The organism is Paenibacillus sp. NPDC056722 (assembly GCF_042790635.1).
Lineage (GTDB): Bacteria > Bacillota > Bacilli > Paenibacillales > Paenibacillaceae > Paenibacillus_AQ > Paenibacillus_AQ agri.
In genome coordinates this window covers 149,507-168,030 of record NZ_JBHTYV010000010.1, presented here as the reverse complement: position 1 = coordinate 168,030, position 18,524 = coordinate 149,507, and the positions used below count along the sequence as shown (strand labels likewise).

Below are 18,524 nucleotides of genomic sequence, written 5' to 3'. Positions count from 1 at the left end.
ATCACTGACCTCCTTGAACCAACTCGTAGAACAGCTGCTCCAAAGACTGTCCCGGAGACCCGGCCGCCGCAGTCATTTCGTCCAGCGTGCCGCTGGAGATCACCTTACCCTGGTGCAGAACAATAAAACGATCGCAATAGTTCTCGATCGTGGACAGAATATGAGAGCTGAGCAGAATCGACGCGCCGGATTTCTTCAGATCCATCATGAAGTCCAACAGGGAACGAATTCCTAGCGGGTCCAGACCCAGAAAAGGCTCGTCAATCACATACAAGGCAGGACGTGCCACGAAAGCGCACATAATCATCACCTTCTGCTTCATGCCCTTGGACAGATGAGAAGACAGGGTGTCCATCTTGTCCTCCATGCGAAATAGCTTTGCGAGTTGGATGCTGCGAGATTCATAGTCGCTGCGGTCCACACCATAAGCTCGCGCTGTAAATTCAACATGCTCCCGCACTGTCATCTCTTCGTACAACAGCGGAGATTCCGGTACAAAGGACAACGCCCCGTGATACCCCTCGGGATCAGAAAGTCGTGTCTTATCGTTGACCCGGATTTCTCCCTTGTGCGGGGACATCAGCCCAAGAATATGTTTCATCGTCGTGCTCTTGCCTGCCCCGTTCAGGCCGATCAGACCAACCATCTCACCAGGCTGCACTTGTAGCGCAATGTCATGCAGCACTGGCTTGTTCAGACTGTAGCCACCAGTTAAACCCGTAATTTGTAATACGGGAGTTATACTCATTGGCCATCCCCCCTAGGAGTTTTGTTCTTGAGCCACTTCGGTGCTCCCTTATTCTTCCGGTCCTGCTCGCGGACCTTGTTGCTCGCCCGTTTATTGGGAACAGGTGCTGCTCCTCCGCGGTGATCCCGCCGTGGTTCCCCACCGGAAGACGTACCCGCTTTTTCTTGCGCCGAACGCTGGGTCGGCTCGGTAGAATTGGCCGCTTTTGCAGCAGCAGAACCAGTACCTGTACTGGACGTCCGTACTGTAGGCTTGCCGTTACGCGATGCCGTTTCCCCGCTTGAAGAACTGCCGCGCGGCGCCGTTGCGCCGCTATAAGAACCGCCACTGCGAGCCGCACCGCGGGCTTCATCCGACGTAAGCACCTTCCCGGCGAACAATTCGCGCTCTTCCAGCGCAATGTCCAGCTCCCGTGCGAATTTGCGCATAATAAAAGTCTGCTGCTCTGTCACAATGGAGACCGATAAACCGCGGCGGCCCATGCGACCGGTCCGGCCAGCCCGGTGTACATAATGCTCAGAGTCAAAGGCGGGATCAAAGCTCACCACCAGCGACAAATCCTCAATATCCAATCCCCGCGCAGCCACGTCACTGGCGACCAGCACCTTGAATTTACCGTCACGGAACTTCGACAATACATGGCTACGTGTAACTTTATCTGCATCTCCGTAAAGTGCTGCGGCTGTCAATCCCAGATGGTTCAGCTTAGCTTCTACTTCGGCAATATCATCTGTGGCATTCACGAACACAATGGCCTTCTTGGGATTGTAATGGCGAATCACCCGGCGTAGCATGTCGATCTTGTTCCGTTCCTCAGTTACCACGTAATGATGCTCCAGAGTTTGGGAGGTCATCACTCCCGGGGCAATGCCAACCTCTGCCGGGTTCTTCATCTCCCGTGCCGCTAGTGCTTTCGTCTCCGGCCCAATCGTGGCCGATAACATAACGAGCTGTCTTGTCCGCAGCGCACTGCTGACAATCTTCGCTACCTCTCCGGCTCCGCTTAGTTGGAACATTTGGTCTGCCTCGTCAATAACGATGGTGGTGACCTCATGCATCTTCAACTTGCGCAGTCCGATCAGTTCCCGGATTCGGCCAGGGGTACCGACTACAAGCTGTGGATGCTCACGCAGCTTGTCTATCTGCCGCTTGATCGCCGCACCGCCGATCAGTCCCTGCACACGGATTCCCCGGTGAGCACCATAACGCTCAGCTTCACGCAGAATCTGCATAGCCAGCTCCTGTGTAGGCGCAAGCACGAGCTTCTGCACCACTTTCTGTTCCGGGTTGATGCCCTGAAGCAGCGGCAGCAGATAGGCCAGCGTTTTACCTGTGCCAGTCTGGGAAGCCGCAATCACGTCTCTTCCTTCCAGCAGCAACGGAATGGTCTGCTCCTGTACAGGGGAAGGCTCGTTGATGCCGAATTCTGACAATCGGGCTGCTAGGTCTTCCTGGATGCCGATGGCCGCAAATGAAGCTTTAGTCATAATAGTAATTCATCCTTTTCGCTTGAGATAATATCTTTATTATATGCCAAAAAGGCCTCTCCACCAAATGGAAGGCCCCATCGTCCTGTTGCCGCTCGTTATTTACGGTTCATGGCGTTATAGGTTAGCTTGTCCGCCAGCCGGGGAAAAAGTCCATACAGCCGGATGCCGAAGGCCGCGAGGCCCGGTAAATCCAGCTCCTCTTTGCCCTTCTCCATCAACCGGACAATCTTGGTGGAGACATGCTCCGGTGTCATCATCATTCTCGCCACGCTCTTCTCATACCCCCCGGACGGGTCCGCAATCTTGAAGAAATCCGTCGCGATCGGCCCAGGATTGACTGCCGAGACAATGATGCCGGTCTTGCGCAGCTCTTGTCGCAGCGCATTCGTAAAACCCAGCACAGCGTGCTTGGTTGCAGTATATGCCACCGCTTTAGAGGTTCCAATCTTGCCCGCCATGGAAGCCACATTCACGATCTGGCCGCTTCCCCGTGCCAACATATGCGGAACTACCGCCTTGGTGCAACGGACAATCCCCATGTAATTGACATCCATCATATCGTCAAATTCCTCGGGGTCCATGTCTGTGAACGGGGCAAATTTGCCATACCCAGCATTGTTAAGCAAAATATCGATTCTGCCATAATCGGCAAGGATTCTGTCAAACGTCTCTTCAACGGCTGCCGCATCCCGTACATCGCACGGATACAATCCAAAAACGCCCGGAATCCCGGCCGCCGTTTCTTTTAGCTTGTCTTCTGAACGCGCCAACAGAACAGGAACCGCACCCCGGCCGCTCAACATCTGCGCCGTGAGTGCGCCGATGCCGCTCGACGCCCCTGTAATGACAACAATTTTATTCTTCAGCTCCATGAAATGCAGTTCAGCTCCCTGTCTTTACGCTAAGAGATCATCACCTGAATATCCAGTTCGCCGATACCTTCCATCAGCAGTGGGATGCTAAGCGCTTTGCTTGATTCAAACGACATACTGTCCGATTTCATCACCTTCGGCGGTGTAATATCTACAGAAACCCCCTGATTGGATAAAATGGTGCTGGCATTGCCGCTGATCATATTGCTGAGCTCCGAAATCGCGCTTTGGCCCATCTCGTCCATTTCCGTGATGACAAAGCCACCCATCATGATCGATACCATACGTAGCGCTACCTGCTCTGCAATCCCGAAAATAATATTTCCGCTAAGCTGTCCGGTCATCCCTACCTGTATCCATATATGATTATCGATTTGCTTGATCTCTTTGACACCCAGATTACCGGTGGACGGCGAAACCTGAATTACTTGCTCAATTACAATGCGTGCAGACTCCAGAAACGGATTGATTACTTCTGCTTTCATGAAGATGCTGTCCCCCCTCGCTAGGCTTTAGTCATATACCAAAAGTCCCAGGCAATATAAATTATTATACTCCATATATCGGCACAATTCACCAAAAATTAAGGCCTGACCAACTAAAATCCCAAGATTACTCAAGGCGGATCATTGCCCTGCCGGGTGTAATCTCCTATAATTTAATCAAATACCAACAATGTGCGTAAGATACGTTAATAACAAGGAGCCACTTCGGTTGGTCCAAGGGAGGAATTCCATGAACATCAGCCAGCTTGAGACGCTTATCACCATCTCCAAAACCATGAGCTTTCGCAAAGCGGGAGAGCAGCTCAACCTGACCCAACCGGCGGTTTCGGCACAAATCAAAAGTCTAGAGGAAGAATTCAAGACCCAACTCGTTGACCGGAACCAGCCCGTCACGTTGACCGATAGGGGCCAAGTATTCTTGACCCATGCAGAACAAATTGTAAATATTGTCGAGGAATTAAAGCAGCGGCTTGCGGATCTGGAAGAGAACCCGCAGGGGCATATCGTTCTCGGCACGACCACTTCCATCGCCATTCAAATTCTTCCGCGTATTCTCTCTTACTTTAAAGACCAGTTTCCCCATATCAAAACATCTATCTCGTCAATGTCCTCCTCTCAGATTTATCATCAAGTAGAGAACGGACTCGTCGATGTCGGCATCGGTTATCTGATCGGCAACAATTCGGGCGTGAGCACGTCCACTCTGTATTATGATACCTTCGAGCTTGTCGTTTCACCCCGCCATCCGCTGGCACAGGTCAAGACCGCAGGAATAGAAGCCCTGGCCAAAACGCCGCTGATCCTGCTGTCGCCGGATACCGTCGGCCGCAAATTTGCCGATGAGGTCCTGGCCAAACATGGCATTCAGCCCCAGGTTATTATGGAGCTGACCAGCAGTGAGGAAGTCAAACGGATGGTGGAACTGGATCTCGGCGCCGCTATTATCTCCAAGCAGTCAGTCACCGCAGAAGTACGGGCAGGAAGCCTGAAAATTGTGCCGATAATCGAGCTTGAAGTCACCCATCCGGTAGGCGTCATTACCAAATCCGGCAAATATGTCAACTCCGCTATGAGACAATTTCTAAGCGATCTCAAAGGCATGCCGGAAACGCAGTTCATCGGTTCAGAATAACCGACACACCACTATATTTTGATCAAAAGGAGAGGTCCCGCCATGAAATTCGATCTGCACACACATCATTTTCGCTGCGGCCATGCCGACGGAAACATCCGCGATTATATTGAGGCTGGACTGAGCGCCGGACTGAGCGCCATAGGTATCTCCGATCACACCCCTTACTTCGGAAGCCCCGAGGAACAAGCCTACCCGCGCATCGCTATGGCGAAGTCAGAGCTGGCATTCTATGTTGATGAAGTTCTGTCGCTGAAAAAAGAATACGAAGGCCGGATCGACGTGCTTCTGGGTATCGAATCGGATTATTTCCCACAATATGCGGAGCTATATCGCACGACACTCGCACGCCATCCTTTCGACTATATTATCGGGTCGGTGCATTATGTGGCTGATGTCAGTATTTTCAATAAAGGCCGCTGGAAAGGGCTGAACAGTTCTGACAAAATTGCTGCCAAAACCGAGTATTACCGCCTGATTGCTGAGTCCGCTCGCAGCGGCATGTTCCAAATACTGGGGCATATCGATGCTATGAAGGGCAATTACCCGGCTTTCTCTGAGATTCCTGCACCAGGGCCGTTGGATGACTGCCTGCGCACCATCGGTGAGAGCGGCGTGGCGATCGAGATCAACACCTCAGGTAAAACGAAGCTGAGCGGCGGCTGGTACCCGTCTGACGCCATTTTGGAGCGGGCCCTGCATTTCGGTGTCGAGGTTACCTTCGGCTCTGATGCACACAAGCCGTCCCGTGTGGCTGATGAATTAGACGACGTCGCTGCGCGCCTCAAGGAAATCGGGTTCAAACACTGGGTATACTTCAAGCAGCGCGAGAAGGTCACCGTAGCCCTCTAGCCACATGCATAACCGTACATTCCCATATATGAATAACGGCAAAAAAAAATGGACCCGAGTGATCGGGTCCCAAAGCAGTTATATATTTTCAAAAGGGGGTCATGTACTTAGTTTAACCGGACACTGTTAGAGTTTTATAACGGCATTATTTCATTTGTGTAACAAAGCCTAAAGACTTTCATTACATCGCCTCCGGAAGCTACAATCGGCACCGTTCGCTCCAGTTGCAAGCCATTTTTTAGCATCACCCGCTCTGAACCACTGTTGTCCCCACGGCATCGGCCTTCTACCACCTTCAGCCCCAGCTCCTGAAATCCATAGTTCAGCAAGAGTCCTACTGCCTCTGTAGCGTAGCCATGTCCCCACCACTTTGGATCAACCATGTAGCCTAAAATAGCTCTGCCCTCCTGCCGGTTCCAGTTCTGCAAAGAGACGGTTCCCACCAGTCCCTGCTGTCCGCGTCTATAAATCCCCGCATGCAGTGCACTATGATCAATGGCGTACAGCATTCGGTTGATCAGCCTATCCATAAAGGCAGGCTGCGACCCTCCCGGGCGCATCACAATATGTGCCTTGACCTGTGGATGAGAGAGCAGCATCCGCAAAGTACGGGCATCCTCCGGCAACATGGGCCGCAGTTCTATTGCCGTCCCGTTCTGATGGGGCAGCTTCAAGGTCTCATAGGGACTCATTAACTCTCCACACTCCTCAATCGAAAGCTACACAATATTGTGTTCTGCTTCACGCCTTACTCCTTGGCTCAAGCCTGACGCAAGGTTAATACCGTAAGCTCGGGCCTGCAAAGCAGCCGGAAGGGCATATAAGTCTCGCCAAAGCCCCGGTTCACATAGACCGGCATCCGCTTGTTCTCCGTGTAATACAATCCGGATATGTATTTTAGCGATCCATAGGGAGTGAACGGCGCACCAACCACTGGCAGACGGATTTGCCCGCCATGGCTGTGCCCCGACAACTGTAGATGAAAAGGGTAGTCCTCCGCCGTATCGGCGTAATCCGGTTCATGCATCAGTAGCAGCGTGAAGGTCCCCGGCGGAACGCCTTGCAGCGCTGCCTCCGGGTCGGGTTTGCCATGCAGCAAATCATCGAGTCCGGTGATCGCCATTACCGCACCGCCACGCTTGATTAGCATAGATTCATTGCGCAGCACCTGAAATCCCGCTGATTTTAGCAACCCGGTAACTTTGTCCGTATTCTTATAATCATGGTTGCCCAGAATCGCATACTTGCCAAGGGGAGCCTTCAACTCAGCCAGCACAGGTACAGATTCCGTCAGGTCGCCGGGATTACTGTCCACAATATCACCGGTAAAACAAATCAGATCCGGGTCAGCCTCCCTGATATGACTAACCAAACGGGTTATATCACTGGCATCTTTGTTAAAACCCAGATGTGTGTCGCTGAAATGCACCACTTTCAGACCTGCAAAAGCTCCCGGTAGCCCAGCTAGAGGTAGCTCCAACCGGGTCACCTCCAGCCAGCGCGGCTCTGCCAACCAAGAGTAGCCACCGGTCAGAAGCCCTGCGCCTACAACGGCTGCCGCGCCGCGAGCCAAAAACTGGCGACGGCTAATTTTGGGCCGCTGGTGCTGCATATTGTTCTTATCTGTACCTTCAAGGGGAGGAACCCCGGACGAGCTTTTATTCATAGGGTATTCTCCTTTCGGGCTAATTACTTCCGGATTTCACCTTATTGCTCCGGGCCAGTCAGCACCAGATGTACTTCCTCCTCCGGCGCCTCCTTGTATGCAGAGGCAATCCCCTTTTCCTTGATTACCGACCTCTGGACACGACGCTGTTTGAAGGATACTTCCAGTTGCCGCCTAAATGGAAACGGGTTCAAAATCAAAGTCCCCTCATCCTTCCATGTCGCCGTAATCCGCTGTCCGGAAGTAAAGGAAAAATCCTCACTGCCGGAAAACCCGTCACGCCACCAAGGATGTCCCTCTGCTTTCGTACTACCAGGCTTATTCAGCCCCAAGTACAACGAGAGATCATCACAGAACTGCAGCAGATGGGAATCATAGCGCAGTTCACTCTCCCCGATTGGAGCAGTCGCCTCTAACTCATGGCGGATGCGGGCCCGGCGGGCCTTCTCATGCTCCTGGTATACAGTCAGTTCAGGATAATCCTCGCCGGATATATCAATCAGCCGATCGAAGTGCAGGCTGCATAGAAGCGCACCATATGGCGTGTCAGCTTCAATCTCGTTCAGCCCTCGCTGATAAAAGGTTAGTTTCGGAACTAAAGGGAAATCGAAGAAGGTATAAGGCGCATCAGCCGCATCGTTCCAGAAAGGCGTCTCATCGAGATCAATCCAGCCCCGATCATGCTCAGCCACCGCTCGCAGCACTTCCTCCCGCCGGTACTCCCCAAGACCGCGCTCTTCCTTGATCCATTCCGCAAGGACACCCGACAATTCCCCATGCTCGTGCTGCTTCATCATCACAAATGCTCCGTCCTGCTCCCGACAAATCACATCTATTCCTCCCCAACTCTTCCTGCTCTCTGGCTTACATAAACTATAATGATTATATCATAGTTGGATATGATGACATAAATCCAGCAGGAAAGCGCTTTTATAATAGACTTTATGGATATTTACGCTAAAAAGTGCAGGCTCAAACCCGTCTGCTAAAAAAAACAGACAGCCACCCCGCAGCAGATGGCTGGGAATGGCTGTCTGTACTGCTTAGCAGAGTGCCTGTTACACACCCAGCCAGCGTTTGAACATATGTTTTGTAGTCTGCTTGTTAATCTCGGCAATCGAAGTTGTCAGTGGAATGCCCTTCGGACAAGCCGCCACACAGTTCTGCGAGTTACCGCACCCGTCAATCCCGCCATCGTCCATCAGTGCTTCGAGGCGCTCTTCAGCATTCATCTCGCCCGTTGGATGGGCATTAAACAACCGGACCTGAGAGATGGCTGCCGGACCGATAAAATCGGTCTTGGCATTGACATTCGGGCAGGCCTCCAGGCAGACGCCACAGGTCATGCATTTGGACAACTCGTACGCCCATTGCCGTTTCTTTTCAGGCATACGCGGCCCCGGACCCAAATCATAGGTACCGTCAATAGGAATCCAGGCTTTTACCCGTTTAAGCGCGTTAAACATCCGACTGCGGTCAATGACAAGGTCACGCACCACAGGGAATGTCTTCATCGGTTCGATCCGGACAGGCTGTTCCAGATTATCGATCAGGGCCGCACAGGCTTGGCGGGGCTTGCCGTTGATGACCATAGAGCAGGCACCACACACTTCCTCCAAACAGTTGGAGTCCCAACATACCGGAACCGTATTGTCGCCCTTGGCATTGACCGGATTACGCTGAATTTCCATCAGGGCGCTGATCACGTTCATCCCCGGACGGTAAGGAAGATCAAATTCCTCTGTATACGACGAGCTTTGCGGATCATCCTGGCGGGTGATAACAAACTTTACGTTTTTGGGAGCTTGGGCTGTTTCCGCCATCATCGTTACCTCCTAAAAGTGTTGTGAAGTATACGCTTCTTAAATCTCACTAACGATCTACCAATAGGACTGTTTGTTAACTGTCCTGTCCATGAGCCAGCTGATCTTACAATTGTACCTATTCGTCCGTCAGCCCCATGCATGAGTGTCAATTTTCTGAAGCAGTGGCTTTGCCGGCGCTTACTTGTCCTTCGAGTAGTCGCGAATCCGCGGCGGGATTAGTGAGACATCCACGGCTTCGTAAGAAATCTGCGGGCCTTCCGCAGTCCACTCCGCTTTGGTTGTCTTCAGGAACTCCTCGTCGTTGCGGTCAGGGAACTCTGGCTTGTAGTGTGCCCCGCGGCTCTCGTTGCGGAGCAATGCGCCCAACGTCATCGCCTCGGACAACTCCAGCATGTTCCACAGCTGGCGGGTGAACGCGACGCCTTGGTTGTTCCAGCGTGACGTATCGTTCATGTTGATGTTTTGATACCGCTGCTTAAGCTCCTTAATTTTGCCGATTGTCGCTTCCAGCTTGGTGTTGTGGCGCACCACCGTCATGTTGGCGGTCATCCATTCGCCCAGTTCCTTGTGAATGACATAGGCATTCTCGTTGCCCGACATCCCCAGGAGGGATTCATATTTATCGACCTGCTTCTTGTGGAAGCCATCGAACACGGTGGAGGAGATATCCTGCACCGATTTCTTCAAGCCTTTAATATATTCAACCGCCTTCGGCCCGGCGACCATGCCGCCGTAAATGGCGGATACCAATGAGTTCGCGCCGAGGCGGTTCGCTCCATGGTACTGGTACTCACATTCCCCAGCCGCGAAGAGGCCCGGAATGTTCGTCATCTGGTTGTAGTCGACCCACATGCCGCCCATGGAATAGTGGACCGCCGGGAAGATTTTCATTGGAATCTTGCGTGGATCATCGCCCATGAACTTCTCATAGATTTCGATAATCCCGCCCAACTTAACGTCCAGCTCCTTCGGATCTTTGTGGGAAAGATCGAGATAGACCATGTTCTCTCCGTTAATGCCGAGGCCTTGATCCACACAGACATTGAAAATTTCACGGGTCGCGATGTCACGCGGCACCAGGTTACCGTACGCCGGATATTTTTCCTCGAGGAAATACCATGGCTTGCCGTCCTTGTAAGTCCAGATCCGTCCGCCCTCCCCGCGCGCCGATTCCGACATCAGCCGCAGCTTGTCGTCGCCCGGAATGGCTGTAGGGTGAATCTGAATGAACTCTCCGTTCGCGTAATGCACACCCTGTTGATAGACGGCGCTGGCCGCAGTACCTGTGTTAATGACAGAGTTGGTCGTTTTGCCGAAAATAATGCCGGGACCGCCGCTGGCCAGAATTACGGCATCGGCCGGGAAAGTCTCGATTTCCATCGTCTTCAGATTCTGGGCGCTGATTCCGCGGCAGACGCCGTCGTTATCAATAATGGCCGAAAGGAATTCCCAGTTCTCGCTCTTGGTGACCAGACCCTCCGCCTCCCAGCGGCGAACCTGCTCGTCAAGTGCGTACAGCAGCTGCTGACCTGTCGTCGCTCCCGCAAAAGCCGTCCGGTGGCGCTTCGTGCCGCCAAACCGGCGGAAATCGAGCAAACCTTCCGGCGTACGGTTGAACATAACGCCCATCCGGTCCATCAAGTGGATAATGCCGGGCGCCGCTTCACACATCGCCTTGACTGGCGGCTGATTCGCTAAGAAGTCTCCACCGTAGACCGTGTCGTCAAAATGCTCCCAGGGCGAGTCGCCCTCGCCCTTGGTGTTCACGGCACCATTGATGCCGCCTTGGGCGCAGACAGAGTGTGATCTTTTGACAGGGACAAGCGAGAATAGATGAACATGCGCACCGGACTCGGCTGCCTTGATGGTCGCCATCAAGCCGGCCAGACCACCGCCCACGATAATGATGTCTGCTGTTGCCATGATAAGTTCACTCCTAACAGTTTTGTCAGCATATGCCGCATCGATCAGCTTCGTACAAAACCCGCTTCAAAAGCACACGCTTACCGAAAATATGAAAAATCTACTTTTAATTTAGATAAAGGTTTTCAATGATTGCAGGGCAGTAGCAGTTGTCTGGAACTCACTGTCACGGAAAGTAACCAGCGATACCAGGAACATAACTGTTACGATTACGAACAGCCCCAGGCAGATCACGGAAGATACGCGCTGCGAACGCGGCCCGACGGTAATACCCCAGCTGATCAGGAACGACCACAGACCGTTGGCAAAGTGGAAGGACGCCGCCACGATCGCGATGATGTAGAATGTAAGCAGCAGCGGCTGTGTCACAATATTGTGCATCAATCCGCCAAGCTCCTCATGCTTCACATTGCCAAGCGTTACTTGGAAACGAGTCTCGAACACATGCCAGACGATAAAGATAAACGTGATAACCCCTGTGACCCGCTGCAGCGTATAGCGCCAGTTGCGTTCCAGCTTAAAACGGTTCAGGTTTGGCTTCGACTGGTAGGCGATGTACAGACCGTATACCCCGTGGTACAGCAAGGGAAGCCATATACCGAACAATTCCAGGAAGAAGACGAGCGGCAGGCTGTTCAGCCACAGCACACTGTCTGTGAAACCGGAAGCGCCACCCTCAACTGCCGAGAAATTCGTCAGCATGTGCTCAAGAAAAAAGCCCCCGAGCGGGATAACGCCGAGCAAGGAATGAATCTTTCTGGAATAAAATCCTCTCATACTGGTGTGTCCCCTTTCCGATTAAAACAGCGTTTTCATTAATGAGCATTTATCGCCGGGACTACTTCTTGAAACAGCGCATGATGACATAAAAAAGGGTATCTCCCGATTTGCAACCCGCTATCCCTTGTGTTCCCGGACTTTGATTATTTATTCACAAAGTGTGAATATCTTGTGTCACTTTTCATGTTACTCTTTTTTGTCTTATAAGGGAATTGCAATATAATTATTAATCGTTATACAATTAATGCATAAGAATGTTTTTTATGTGATAATGATTATCATTTACAGCGCTTTTTTTTCCTTTTCATTCCTGAAAGCACTACTTATCTGTGATTCAACCCTCAATCGTTCTATGCTTTTTATCACTTCTTATACCGGCAGAATAAGGCACAATCCTGACAGAGTCATACCTTGTATTATTACGGGAGGAAGACACTATGTTTGACGATCTGGATATATTCGCGGCAGTGGTGGAGCATTCCAGCCTGAACCGGGCTTCACGCCAGCTTAACCTGTCACAACCCGCCCTTTCCCGCAAAATCTCCAAGCTGGAGGAGAGGCTGGGCGTTCCATTGTTCAACCGGTACGGCAAGCGCTTAGAACTCACCGAAGTTGGCCGCCTCGCTTACACCTATGCGCTAGAGCAGCGACAACAGCGTTCCAAGTTTCTGGAGGCGCTCTCAAAGTTCAAAGAAGGCGAACCCCAGCTTGTTACGCTGGGGGCCAGCCTGACCACGCTGCAGACTACATTGCCGCCGCTGGTCAACACCTATATGGAGAAGTATCCCGCTGCCGAACTGAAACTGATTACCGGAAAGACGCATGAGATTGTCTCCTCGGTCAGCGAGGGCAAGTGTGATGTAGGAATTATTGCTTCCTCCATTCAGGAGCCCGGGCTGCGCTGTATTCCGCTCTTCGAGGATCAGCTCCGCCTGGTGGTCTCCAGTCAGCATCCGCTCACGCTGCTGCCCAAGCTGAGCATGGACCATCTCTCACGCCTGCCGATGATCCTGTTCTCCAAGGGAACCTGGTACCGCCGCCTGACCGACGATTTGTTCCAGCGCTGCGGTATTGATCCCGATGTGCGCATGGAGATCGATTCCTTCGAGGCGATCGTCCGGCTGCTGCCGACGGCGAAGACCGCGGCACTCCTGCCCAAATCCTATCTGCGTCCCGAGCTGCTGAATGGCAGCGGGCTCGTCTCGCTGCATATCAAGGAGCTGGAGCAGACCCAGCGGACTACCTGTCTGATCTACCGGGACGGCGGCGGGCTAAGCGGTGCTGCCCGCTCACTGGTGCAGGTGACAGAAGAAGTATTTCTGCCGAAGCTGACCGATTGAGAAGAGGCTTTGCTCTAAAAAACCCGCCTGCGGACAAGCCGCAGACGGGTTTTTGGCATAAACAATTACAGGTTAACGGCTTCTTCCTCAAATTGGTCAATACCCTCATTGGAGCCGATGACGACCATAATATCACCTTCGTACAAGGAATCCAGCGCAGTCGGAGCGACGATAATTCCACTCTCCCTATTGATGGCAATGATGCTGCACCCGTATTTGGCCCGGGTATTCAGCTGGGACAGACTCTTGCCATCCATACAGGATGGAACATTCATCTCGACAATTTTATAATCCTTGGATATTTCGATATAATCCAGCAGATTGGGAGTGACTAACTGGTGAGCCACCCGAACCCCCATATCCCGCTCGGGGAAAATCACCCGGTCCACACCCAGCTTGGTCAAGGCGCGTCCATGAAGAATAGATATAGCCTTGGCCACCACCTGCTTGACACCAAGCTCCTTCAGCAGAATGGCTGTCAGAATACTACGCTCCATATTATCGCCAATGGCTACAATACCACAGTCAAAATTTCGGACACCGAGCGAACGCAAAATGCCCTCGTCTGTGGCATCCGCCATCACCGCATGGGTGAGCTTGTCGCTCATCTCCTCCACCCGTTCTTCCAGATGGTCCACTCCGAGCACCTCATAGCCCATATCCATCAGCTCAAGCGCCAAGCTTGAACCGAACCGTCCCAGCCCAATTACTACAAATTGCTGTGGTTTCATCTCCCGATAACTCCTTATCCAATAATCATTTTGCCTTCCGGATACTGATACAATGGTTTGCCCTGTTTTGGGCCAAGTGCATAGGCCAGCGTCAATAGTCCCAGCCTGCCAGCGAACATAGTGAGACAGATGAGGATTTTGCCGACTAACGACAGCTCCGGCGTCAACCCCATGCTCAGCCCCACGGTCGCGAAAGCCGAAGTCGTCTCGAACAAAATCTCCAAAAAGTCGCGTCCCTCCGTCGTCGAGAGCACCATAGATACAGTGACAATCAATAGCAGAGCGAGCAAGGTGATGGTCAGTGCTTTGAACACCCGCTCCTGTGCCAGCCGGTAACGGAAGAATACTATATCCTCACGCCCACGCAGCATGGAGATTACAGCGCCGATCATGAGCGTAAAGGTCGTTGTTTTGATCCCGCCCCCGGTAGAACCGGGAGAAGCACCGATAAACATTAGAATCACGATAAAAAATTGCGTAGCCTGGCGTAGCCCGGAAATATCCAGTGTATTGGCCCCGGCCGTACGCGGTGTAACGGACTGGAAGAATGCAGCCAGTATTTTGCCGCCAATGTTCAGGGAGCCCATGCTCCGCGGATTCGTAAATTCAAATACAAAAATCACGAGCGTGCCCGCCAGAATCAGCGCTGCGGTTGTGGATAATACCACCTTGCTGTGCAGCGACAACCTGCGCTTGCGCCGGTAATCGACGATATCGGCAATTACGATAAACCCAAGCCCACCGGTGACAATCAGGAACATGACAATCAGATTCACTACAGGATCATTGACATATCCCATCAGGCTGCGGTAATGGCCGAACAGGTCAAAACCTGCATTGTTGAACATGGAAATGGAATGGAACAGTCCAAAGTAAATCGCCTTGCCGAGCGGCATATCAAACGCCCAGCGTATCGACAGCAGCAGTGCCGCACTCCCCTCGATCATGAGTGAATAGATCAGCACCCGACGGATGAGCCGTACAATGCCTTCCATCGAGTTCTGGTTCATGGCCTCCTGCAGAATAAGTCGGTCGCGCAGCGATATTTTCCGCTTTAACACCAGAGCAAAGAGTGTTGCCATCGTCATGAAGCCCAGGCCGCCAACCTGAATCAGGATCATAATGACGGTCTGCCCAAAAAGGGAAAAATACGTGCCGGTGTCCACAACTACCAGCCCCGTAACACAGGTAGCAGAAGTTGCTGTAAATAGCGCATCTATAAAGTTCAATGAATGTCCCGTCCGACTGGCAACCGGAAGCATCAGCAGCAGCGTACCAATCAAAATGATCGCCGCAAAACCGAGTACCAGCGTCTGAGGCGGGGAAAGCTTCAATATTGTAAAACGGTTCAACCTGGGGAATGGCGAAGCCAAATCCTCACCTCTCACTATAATAAATTGACGTTGTATATCATTAGAATGCCAAACAAAAAAAGCACTGGAACACCAATGCCTCTCCCCTTGGTTCCTGCAGTGTTCTGAAGCCTACGAGGTTAGCTGACGGATTCGGGCAGCTGCAGTGCCCTATTCGTTCCCGGAACGAAATTCACCCCTGAAGATCGGCGCAAACTTACGCTGTATGCACCCTTCACTTCATATGGTTCCCCCGTTTTCAATTGAAATTCGGCTTATATCTAATTGCATTCAAATTATATACGTTCTGTCCTGACATCACAAAGACACTATTAAGTATATTTGGATAAAATAATGTCTTAAAGAGTGACCGGGAACACAGGAGACCCTGTTCTCATTCCTTTTCCGTGACTTTCCTGTAATTGCATCGTTTTTCACGGTTTCATGAATATCTAGAACTTTTAACCTTGAAATTGTATGGTGAGGAATGATACACTACACACAACAAGTGTATGACCTATACCCATACACATTATTCCTACTAGGGGGAAGTCATGGAAGAATCTTTGGAGCTGCTGCCGCAGCAATTTCAGATCAATCCCTCGCGTCCCATCTATGAACAATTCGTCGAAGCCATCCGGGGCCGGATTGTTACCGGTCTCATCCCGCTTGGCTCGCGTCTGCCATCCGTGAGGGATTTGGCAGCCGACCGAGGCGTGAATCCGACTACAGCTGCAAGAACTTATCAGGAGCTGGAGCGAATGGGCCTGATTGTCACCTATCGTGGACAGGGTACCTTTGTTACGAGGGAACAGGATGTCATCGGGGAGGCTCGCAAGGAAATGATCCTGGAGGCCGTGCGGCAATTTAAAGCTGCGGGTGCCAGCCTGGGGCTGTCAGCAGAGCAGATGCTGCAATTTGATAAGGAGGAATCTTGATGCGTACGAATAAAGATATTTCATCACTGCCAGAACTCAAGGCAGCCGTGCAATGTCAGAACCTGACGCTCCGCACGAGGAAAAAAACAATTTTGGACGACGTTAGCTTCCATATTCCCCAAGGCAGTATCACTGGACTGCTCGGTCCTAACGGTGCGGGCAAGTCTACCCTATTACGCCTGATCACCGGACTGGCTACACCAGACTCCGGCTCTGTGAAGATTTTCGGCGAACCTGCCGGCGTAGACCGCCTAGGACAGTTATCCCTGTTGCCGGACCGCAGCAGCCTGCCTGGATGGCTGACTGTAGGGCGCTGGCTTCACTTTGCTGAAGGCATATATCCCGATTGGGACAATGTGAAGGCAGAACAACTAATGGGTCAGCTTTCCGTTAAGAGGGAATCCCGTATCTCAACCTTATCCCGCGGGGAAGAAGCCAGACTGCAACTGCTGACCTGCCTGTCCCGCAAAGCTCCGTTAGTCATACTCGATGAGCCCTTCACTGGCGTGGACCTCATTTCCAGAGAGGAAATTGCATCCACAGTTGTGGGCGAGATGGCTGATGGTGAGCGTACCTTTTTGATTGCTACACATGATATCCGGGAAATGGAGCTACTGTTTGACCGCCTAATTCTAATCGGTAACGGACGGATACAAGGTATTGAGGATGTGGAACGGCTCCGTCAGTCCGGTCATTCCGTTGAATCCCGTTACAGGGAAGTGTTCGCATGACAGCGCTTAGAGCGTTAACAGATCTGGAGTACAGCCGCTATAATCCGTTTAAGTGGGGCCAAAAATCTTTTTTAGGGATTACTGTATCCCTATTCGCTCTGCTCTTGGGTATCGGATGGTATCTCTTTCATGGCAGACAGCCTTCCCTGCAAGCTCCTTTTACAGCAGGCACCTTTCTTATGGTAGGGATCATTATGTATCTTGCTTCAGTCGATATGCTGTTGTTTACAGTCCATAGTAGCCGGGAGTGGATTCTGAATTTCCCGCACCCCCGCAAGCTACTGCTGTATGCCAAGGCGATCAGCCTGTTTAAGCATGGATTGTATCTTGCTTCCATCGTTATAGCTGCTAATATCGGACTGTATGTACTCTTCAACCTGACAGGACACTATGAGCACCTTCTGTTCAAAGAGCTCATCCTGACAGTAGTCGCTCATGCACTCTTTATGGTTTCGATCTTTCCGCTCGCCATCGTATGCGGATTGCTGGCAGGAACCATTCTTATGGGCTGGAAAATGCTGCTGTTCGTTCCCTTTTCATTATTATGGCTGTCGCCATTGATGGCTTTGGCCACCTACTTGAACTCCACTGCTTTGAACGGTGAGCAAATACAATACCTAAATCCGACCTATATTCTGCTGTATACGGTAGGAATTCTACTGATTGGCTGGCCTCTGGGCTACATGCTGATCCATTGGATTGCCAAGGCTGGTCTCGAAAGAATGAGTGAGATCCGATATAATTTCCTGGCCGTACAGCTTCCGATTGTTAAAGAGCAGAACACTATAAAGTCGTACCGGCGTTCTTCCGGATTCCAGGCACTGTATCAACTGGAGCTCAGCCGTCTGCAGTATTTCGAAGGATTACTACCCATTAAGGTGATCAAGGGAGTCGTACTTGCTGGGGCGTTTATCTTGTTCTACCTGTTCCCCGAAGACGATCAGTTTGTACTGACTCTGACCAAGATGCAATTTATCTTGCCTGTGCTGGTAGCTTCCATATGGATCATGTGCAAGAGCGGGGTGGAGCACAAGCAGCTGAATTGGCGCCTCTCTTTTCCCCATCCTAGACTGCTGCTTATAACATCTAGTATCGTCGCAACAGGGGTCACCGTCCTTCGCCTACATCTGATGCTGAGCATAGCCACTCTGGCTGGAATCGGGGCAGCTCTCGCAGGAGGAAGAACCAATTTCGCATCCGTTACTGATTATCTGCATTGGTTTGCATACATCTTCTTAACATCAGCACTGATGCTCATCCTATCCCTCTGCCTGCTGCAAATCAGCTATTATCTGATGAAATCAAAGATACTGATCGGACTAATCTTCCCGCTGTATATGATCATTGCGCTTCAACAAACGATTGTGAATAATACCTTTCTCCCGGAAAATATACAAATCGGACAGACGCCGAATTGGCTGCTGCTTGGATGGGTAACCTTGATCGGATTGCCGCTTGCCGCGGCCTGCCTCCCTCTCGGGGCCAGATATCTACACCTCGTTATCGCTCAAAGCAATGAAACGGTCATCCGAAAGAAACATTAGAGTCATAAAAACAGGCCCCTCTGCGTAAGAATACTTGTTAGAAGATTGTAGACAAGCAAAATAACTGGTTTGCTCTCATTTGTACCGTATTGC

18 protein-coding genes and 1 riboswitch are annotated in these 18,524 nt (G+C 51.6%); of the genes, 6 read left to right on the top strand and 12 right to left on the bottom strand.

What is annotated here, in order from left to right; genetic code table 11:
- Position 1: 1 nt before the first annotated feature.
- The 4 genes from ACFRAM_RS21815 to ACFRAM_RS21800 all read right to left on the bottom strand — a co-directional run bounded on the left by ACFRAM_RS21815 (position 2) and on the right by ACFRAM_RS21800 (position 3,595).
- Positions 2 to 748 (bottom strand): ABC transporter ATP-binding protein, encoded by a 747-nt coding sequence (locus ACFRAM_RS21815; RefSeq protein WP_379467993.1) that lies wholly within the window; start codon positions 746 to 748, stop codon positions 2 to 4.
- Positions 745 to 2,235, bottom strand: a complete 1,491-nt coding sequence (locus ACFRAM_RS21810; protein ID WP_379467991.1) for a DEAD/DEAH box helicase — start codon at positions 2,233 to 2,235, stop codon at positions 745 to 747. Before ACFRAM_RS21810 ends, ACFRAM_RS21815 begins: the two co-directional genes overlap by 4 nt.
- Positions 2,236 to 2,333: 98 nt before the next feature.
- Entirely contained in the window at positions 2,334 to 3,110 is a 777-nt protein-coding gene (locus tag ACFRAM_RS21805) for an SDR family NAD(P)-dependent oxidoreductase (protein WP_379467989.1), read from the bottom strand.
- A 29-nt stretch (positions 3,111 to 3,139) separates the two neighbouring features.
- Positions 3,140 to 3,595 (bottom strand): chemotaxis protein CheX, encoded by a 456-nt coding sequence (locus tag ACFRAM_RS21800; protein WP_175371356.1) that lies wholly within the window; start codon positions 3,593 to 3,595, stop codon positions 3,140 to 3,142.
- A 250-nt stretch (positions 3,596 to 3,845) separates the two neighbouring features.
- Between ACFRAM_RS21800 and ACFRAM_RS21795 the strand changes: the two genes are divergently transcribed.
- Positions 3,846 to 4,748 (top strand): LysR family transcriptional regulator, encoded by a 903-nt coding sequence (locus ACFRAM_RS21795; protein WP_175371357.1) that lies wholly within the window; start codon positions 3,846 to 3,848, stop codon positions 4,746 to 4,748.
- Positions 4,749 to 4,790: 42 nt separating this feature from the next.
- Positions 4,791 to 5,600 carry a histidinol-phosphatase gene (locus ACFRAM_RS21790; RefSeq protein WP_379468050.1) on the top strand — a complete coding sequence of 270 codons (810 nt, stop codon included), beginning with the start codon at positions 4,791 to 4,793 and terminating at the stop codon, positions 5,598 to 5,600.
- A gap of 134 nt (positions 5,601 to 5,734) precedes the next feature.
- On the opposite strand, the gene ACFRAM_RS21785 is transcribed toward ACFRAM_RS21790, so the two are convergent.
- The 6 genes from ACFRAM_RS21785 to ACFRAM_RS21760 form a co-directional block, all read right to left on the bottom strand.
- Positions 5,735 to 6,292 (bottom strand): GNAT family N-acetyltransferase, encoded by a 558-nt coding sequence (locus tag ACFRAM_RS21785; RefSeq protein WP_379467984.1) that lies wholly within the window; start codon positions 6,290 to 6,292, stop codon positions 5,735 to 5,737.
- A 68-nt stretch (positions 6,293 to 6,360) separates the two neighbouring features.
- A complete protein-coding gene (locus tag ACFRAM_RS21780) occupies positions 6,361 to 7,266 on the bottom strand; it encodes a metallophosphoesterase (protein ID WP_379467982.1) in 906 nt (301 codons plus the stop codon).
- Between the two features lie 41 nt (positions 7,267 to 7,307).
- On the bottom strand, positions 7,308 to 8,096 hold the full coding sequence (locus ACFRAM_RS21775) for a DUF3891 family protein (protein ID WP_379467980.1): 789 nt from the start codon (positions 8,094 to 8,096) through the stop codon (positions 7,308 to 7,310).
- Positions 8,097 to 8,324: 228 nt separating this feature from the next.
- Positions 8,325 to 9,089, bottom strand: a complete 765-nt coding sequence (gene sdhB / locus ACFRAM_RS21770; protein WP_066376509.1) for a succinate dehydrogenase iron-sulfur subunit — start codon at positions 9,087 to 9,089, stop codon at positions 8,325 to 8,327.
- Between the two features lie 180 nt (positions 9,090 to 9,269).
- Entirely contained in the window at positions 9,270 to 11,015 is a 1,746-nt protein-coding gene (sdhA, locus tag ACFRAM_RS21765) for a succinate dehydrogenase flavoprotein subunit (protein ID WP_066376507.1), read from the bottom strand.
- Between the two features lie 111 nt (positions 11,016 to 11,126).
- Positions 11,127 to 11,792, bottom strand: a complete 666-nt coding sequence (locus tag ACFRAM_RS21760) for a succinate dehydrogenase cytochrome b558 subunit (RefSeq protein ID WP_175371362.1) — start codon at positions 11,790 to 11,792, stop codon at positions 11,127 to 11,129.
- 440 nt (positions 11,793 to 12,232) lie between these two features.
- On the opposite strand from ACFRAM_RS21760, the gene ACFRAM_RS21755 reads away from it, so the two are divergent.
- Positions 12,233 to 13,135 carry a LysR family transcriptional regulator gene (locus ACFRAM_RS21755; RefSeq protein WP_175371363.1) on the top strand — a complete coding sequence of 301 codons (903 nt, stop codon included), beginning with the start codon at positions 12,233 to 12,235 and terminating at the stop codon, positions 13,133 to 13,135.
- Between the two features lie 65 nt (positions 13,136 to 13,200).
- Here ACFRAM_RS21755 and ACFRAM_RS21750 read toward each other — a convergent pair whose 3' ends face one another.
- Positions 13,201 to 13,866, bottom strand: coding sequence for a potassium channel family protein (locus tag ACFRAM_RS21750; RefSeq protein ID WP_066376500.1), 666 nt, complete (start codon positions 13,864 to 13,866; stop codon positions 13,201 to 13,203).
- Between the two features lie 14 nt (positions 13,867 to 13,880).
- Positions 13,881 to 15,239, bottom strand: a complete 1,359-nt coding sequence (locus tag ACFRAM_RS21745; RefSeq protein WP_379467976.1) for a TrkH family potassium uptake protein — start codon at positions 15,237 to 15,239, stop codon at positions 13,881 to 13,883.
- Positions 15,240 to 15,331: 92 nt separating this feature from the next.
- Positions 15,332 to 15,504, bottom strand: a riboswitch (cyclic di-AMP (ydaO/yuaA leader).
- Between the two features lie 268 nt (positions 15,505 to 15,772).
- Here ACFRAM_RS21745 and ACFRAM_RS21740 point away from each other — a divergent pair.
- Genes ACFRAM_RS21740 through ACFRAM_RS21730 form a run of 3 tightly spaced genes read left to right on the top strand, consistent with a single transcriptional unit; the run spans position 15,773 to position 18,431 of the window.
- Positions 15,773 to 16,156, top strand: coding sequence for a GntR family transcriptional regulator (locus tag ACFRAM_RS21740; protein WP_379467973.1), 384 nt, complete (start codon positions 15,773 to 15,775; stop codon positions 16,154 to 16,156).
- Positions 16,156 to 16,887, top strand: coding sequence for an ABC transporter ATP-binding protein (locus tag ACFRAM_RS21735; protein ID WP_379467970.1), 732 nt, complete (start codon positions 16,156 to 16,158; stop codon positions 16,885 to 16,887). Before ACFRAM_RS21740 ends, ACFRAM_RS21735 begins: the two co-directional genes overlap by 1 nt.
- Positions 16,884 to 18,431 carry a hypothetical protein gene (locus ACFRAM_RS21730; RefSeq protein WP_379467968.1) on the top strand — a complete coding sequence of 516 codons (1,548 nt, stop codon included), beginning with the start codon at positions 16,884 to 16,886 and terminating at the stop codon, positions 18,429 to 18,431. Before ACFRAM_RS21735 ends, ACFRAM_RS21730 begins: the two co-directional genes overlap by 4 nt.
- Positions 18,432 to 18,524: the final 93 nt, after the last annotated feature.